Below are 4,898 nucleotides of genomic sequence, written 5' to 3' on the forward strand. Positions count from 1 at the left end.
TGGTGGGCCCGTCCGGGTCGGGCAGGACGACGACCGCGACGACGATCGCCGGCCCCGACGCCGTGCACATCCGACTCGCCCACGCGGACAGCGCGGACGCGGCGTGGCGCGAGCTGGCGGTCCCCGCCCTACGCGAGCTCGGCACCCGGGGCCGACCACTGGTCCTGGATGACATCGACCTCCTGGAGGACGCCGATCTGCGCCGCCTGGCAGCGCGCCTGGGATCCGTGGCTGACGCCCTCGTCGTCGTCACCAGCCGCCAGGACCCCCGCCCGGCGGTGACGGAGGTGGTGGACGTGTGCGGGGCGCGGACGGTACTGCGGCCGTTGCACGAGCGCGGCGAGGAGGGCGGCGCGATCGTCCGCCGGATGATCGCGGACCTGGCCGCAGAACGCGGATTCGGGGCCCCGGTCGTCACCGTCCGCTTCGCGGACGCCGTCTGTGCGCTGGACCTGCCCAACGGCCTGGTGTCGCTGAGATCGGTTCTGGCGGACTGCCTCACCCGGACCGCGGGCAGGGGGCTGACCACCCTCGACGTGGACTCCCTGCCCTCCCACGCCCGCTCCACACGGCCGCCGCGGGCCGGCGAACTCGCCCGGGGCGAGTACGACGCGATCGTGGCCGCGTTGGCGGACTGCGACGGTGTCCGCGCCCGCGCGGCCAAGCGCCTGGGCATCAGCCGGACCACCCTCTACGCCCGCATGCGGGAGTTCGGACTGTCCTAGAAGGTGTCCAGAAACTGAACACTCCGGGCCCGGCCCACGACCCCAGGATGGGTTGTGACCGGACTCACAACCGAGCCGGTCGGGATCTTTGGAGGACACACATGACCGGCACACTCTCCCGGGAGAACCGCGCCAGCACCCAGATCGACGAGCGACTCGGTGCGGAGGCGCGCGACTTCCTCGGCCGCCCGCACCGGCTCCTGATCGACGGGCAGTGGGTCGACGCCGCGGACGGCCGCACCTTCGGCACCTACGACCCCGCCACCGGGGCCGAGATCACCCAGGTCGCGCACGGCGGACCCGAGGACGTCGACCGGGCCGTCGCCGCCGCGCGCCGCGCGTTCGACGACGGCGCGTGGGCGACCATGAAGCCCAACCAGCGCGAGCAGATCCTGTGGCGCATCGGCGACCTGCTGGACGCCAGGGCCGAGCTGTTCGGGCAGATCGAAGCCCTGGACAACGGCAAGTCCGTCGCGATCGCCACCGCCGTGGACGTGGCCTGGGCGGCCGACGTGTTCCGCTACTACGCCGGCTGGTCCACCAAGATCGAGGGCTCCACGGTCAACGTGTCGATGCCGTTCGCCGGCGACAAGCAGTTCCACGCCTACACCCAGCGCGTGCCCGTGGGCGTGTGCGGGCAGATCATCCCCTGGAACTTCCCCCTGCTCATGGCGGCGTGGAAGCTCGCCCCCGCCCTGGCCACCGGCAACACCCTGGTCCTCAAGCCGGCCGAGCAGACTCCGCTGACCGCGCTGCTGCTGGGCGAGGTCATCGCCGAGGCCGGCGTGCCCGCCGGCGTGGTCAATATCGTCACCGGCTTCGGCGACGCCGGCGCCGCGATCTCCGCCCACGACGACGTGGACAAGGTGGCCTTCACCGGCTCCACCGAGGTGGGCAAGCTCATCGTCGACGCCGCCAAGGGCAACCTCAAGAAGGTCTCCCTCGAACTGGGCGGCAAGAGCGCCAACATCGTCTTCGCCGACTGCGACTTCGACGCCGCCGTCGCAGGCTCCGTGGCCGCGTGGATGTTCAACCACGGCCAGGCCTGCACCGCCGGCACCCGCCTGTATGTCGAGGACTCCATCTACGAGAGGTTCACGCAGGCCGTCGCCGACGCCGCCGCCCAGGCCACCATCGGGCACGGTCTGGACCCCGCCACCGAGCTCGGCCCGCTGGTCGACCAGGACCAGTTCGACAAGGTCTCCTACTACCTGCGCGCCGGCATCGAGGACGGCGGGCGGGCCCTCACCGGCGGCGGCCGACACGGTGACACCGGCTACTTCGTCCAACCCACCGTGTTCGTGGACGTCGAGCCCGACCACCGGGTGGTGACGGACGAGATCTTCGGCCCCGTCGTGTCGGCCCTGCGGTTCACCGACGTCGACGACGCGGTCCGCCAGGCCAACGACTCGATCTACGGGCTGGCCGCCGGAGTGTGGACGAAGGACATCTCCAAGGCCCACCAGGTCGCCAGCCGCCTCCACGCCGGCTCGGTGTGGGTCAACCAGTACAACGGCTTCGACACCGCCATGCCGTTCGGCGGCTTCAAGCAGTCCGGCTGGGGCCGCGAGCTGGGCCAGGGCGCTCTCGACCTCTACACGCAGACCAGGTCGGTCAACATCCAGCTCTGACCCACCGGCGTGCCGTCCCGGCACACCCTCCCCCGTCACCTCTCCCAGAACCCGCTCCCCGCTCCCCGCTCCCCGAAAGGAACACCGCCGTGAAGACCAAGGCAGCAGTACTGTTCGATGTCCACAAGCCGTTCGAGATCATCGAGCTCGACCTCGACGACCCCGGCCCCGGCGAGGTCCTGATCAAGTACACGGCCGCGGGCCTGTGTCACTCCGACCTCCACCTGTCCGACGGCTCCCTCCCGCCGCGCTTCCCCATCGTCGGAGGGCACGAGGGAGCAGGCGTCATCGAGGCCGTGGGCGTGGGGGTGACGAAGGTCAAGCCCGGCGACCACGTGGTGTGCTCCTTCATCCCGAACTGCGGCACCTGCCGATACTGCTCGACCGGTCGCCAGAACCTCTGCGACATGGGCGCCACGATCCTCGACGGCCACATGCCCGACGGCACCTTCCGGTTCCGGGCGGACGGCAAGGAGTTCGGCGCCATGTGCATGCTCGGGACGTTCTCCGAGCGCTCGGTGATCTCACAACACTCGGTGGTCAAGGTCGACGACTGGCTACCGCTCGACAAGGCCGTCCTGGTGGGCTGCGGTGTGCCCTCCGGATGGGGCACCGCCACCTACGCCGGCAACGTGCGACAGGGTGACACCGTGGTGATCTACGGGATCGGCGGGCTCGGCATCAACGCCGTCCAGGGCGCCGTCCACTCGGGGGCCCGTCACGTGGTGGTGGTGGACCCCGTCCAGTTCAAGCGCGACGAGGCCCTGAAGTTCGGCGCCACCCACGCGTTCGCCGACGCCGCCGAGGCCCACGCGGAGGTCGAGAAGCTCACCTGGGGCCAGATGGCGGACCAGGCACTCATCCTGGTGGGCACTGTCGACGAGAAGGTCGTCTCGAGCGCTTTCGACGTGATCGGCAAGGGGGGCAGGGTGGTGATCACCGGCCTGGGCAACATGACGGAGAACACCGTGCAGGTCAACGGCACGATGATGGCCCTGTTCGGAAAGACCATCACCGGCACCCTCTTCGGCTCGGCCAACCCGCAGTACGACATCGTCAAGCTGCTGCGCCTGTACGACGAGGGCAAGCTCAAGCTGGACGAGCTCATCACCACGACCTACTCGCTCGACCAGGTCAACGAGGGCTACCAGGACCTGCAGGACGGGAAGATCATGCGAGGCGTGATCATCCACGACTCCTGACCCGGCCCCCGGTTCGCATACGCGCGCAACCACTGCACACGCGGACGAAATGTCGTGTGAGTCTGCAGTGGTTGCGCGCGTCCGTCGTGGGGACACTCATCGTGGCGAGTGACCGAATTTCACAGGGTCCCTCTCTCCACTGAAAGCCCCCGCCAGCCCCTGTCACGCTCTCCGCCCACTCGACGGCCCTGACACCGTTGCCGCCATGACTCCCGTGATCCCCTTCCCTACCGGCCGGCCGTTCACCACAGCAGAAGCAACCCGGGCGGGCCTGTCGCATCGCGCACTGACCGCGGCTGTCGCGCAGGGCCGACTGATCAAGATCAGACACGGGTGGTTTCACGCGCCGCAGTCGGGCGAGAGCGCACGGGATGCCCTCGCCCGGTCGTCGCGGATCGCGCTCGACCAGGGCCCCCTCGGCGCCGTGATCAGCCACCACACGGCGGCAGCGCTCCACGGTCTGCCTCTCATCAGAGCCTGGACTGACCACGTTCATCTCACGGTCGACCGACCCACCGGCGGACGCAGAACCCCGCACACCCAGGTTCACTCCTCGCCGAGGCATTCCCTGGACACGACCCGGGTGGACGGCATCCCCGTCACCTGCATCGCCCGAACTGTCGTCGATCTCGCCCGCTCAGCCGGATTCGACGCAGGAGTATGCGCGGCGGACCACGCGCTGCGCCTCCGGATGGTCACCGCGGCCGAGCTCGCGAGCGAAGTCGATCGCCATCGCGGCCGGACCGGCGTGGCGATCGCCCGGGACGTCGTGGATTTCGCGGACCCCCGGGCAGAAAGCCCCGGGGAGTCACTGTCCCGATGTGTCATGCGGTGGTGTCGAGACGTCCCCGCACCCCGACTACAACACCGGTACTTCTCGAGCGGGGGCAGGCCGGTCGCGCGCACTGACTTCTCCTGGGGCGACGGTGCACTGGCGGGCGAGTTCGACGGCAGGACCAAGTACTCACGCTGCGCGGCCGGTGGAGAGGATCCGGGCGAGGTGGTGTGGCGGGAGAAGCAACGGGAAGACCGACTCAGAGCGCTCGGGGTGGTAGTGGTCCGCTGGGTCTGGGACGACCTCTACGCGCCGAACCGGTTCGAACGCCTGCTGCTCGACGGGCTCCGTCGGTCCGGAGTCCGCTGACTCGCCTCGACCACGCGCCCTGCCAGGTGCTGCCGGTGCGGCCTGCTCGCCCGGCCCGGTGCTGCCGGTGCGGCCTGCTCGCCCTGCCCGGTGCGGCCAGGTGCTGCCTGCTCGCCCGGCCCACACACGCGCGCTGTCACTGCACACGCGCACGAGATTTCCTGTGTGGCTGCAGTGATCGCGCGCGTGTGTGGGC

General features: G+C 70.0%; 4 protein-coding genes. All 4 read left to right on the plus strand.

What is annotated here, in order from left to right; translation table 11 throughout:
- Positions 1 to 725, plus strand: a 725-nt coding sequence (locus IY392_RS05335) for a helix-turn-helix domain-containing protein (protein ID WP_304511138.1), incomplete at its 5' end; no start/stop codon positions are given.
- Between the two features lie 101 nt (positions 726 to 826).
- Entirely contained in the window at positions 827 to 2,356 is a 1,530-nt protein-coding gene (locus IY392_RS05340) for an aldehyde dehydrogenase family protein (protein ID WP_228549060.1), read from the plus strand.
- Between the two features lie 89 nt (positions 2,357 to 2,445).
- Positions 2,446 to 3,558, plus strand: coding sequence for an NDMA-dependent alcohol dehydrogenase (locus IY392_RS05345; protein WP_107757165.1), 1,113 nt, complete (start codon positions 2,446 to 2,448; stop codon positions 3,556 to 3,558).
- Between the two features lie 205 nt (positions 3,559 to 3,763).
- Positions 3,764 to 4,702, plus strand: coding sequence for a type IV toxin-antitoxin system AbiEi family antitoxin domain-containing protein (locus tag IY392_RS05350; protein WP_194860712.1), 939 nt, complete (start codon positions 3,764 to 3,766; stop codon positions 4,700 to 4,702).
- Positions 4,703 to 4,898: the final 196 nt, after the last annotated feature.

This window comes from Dietzia sp. SYD-A1, assembly GCF_015356725.1.
GTDB lineage: Bacteria > Actinomycetota > Actinomycetes > Mycobacteriales > Mycobacteriaceae > Dietzia.

Coding starts and splice junctions, on each gene's coding strand:
- IY392_RS05350 (WP_194860712.1), top strand. CDS start 3,764: ATGACTCCCGTGATCCCCTTCCCTACCGGCCGGCCGTTCACCACAGCA.
- IY392_RS05340 (WP_228549060.1), top strand. CDS start 827: ATGACCGGCACACTCTCCCGGGAGAACCGCGCCAGCACCCAGATCGAC.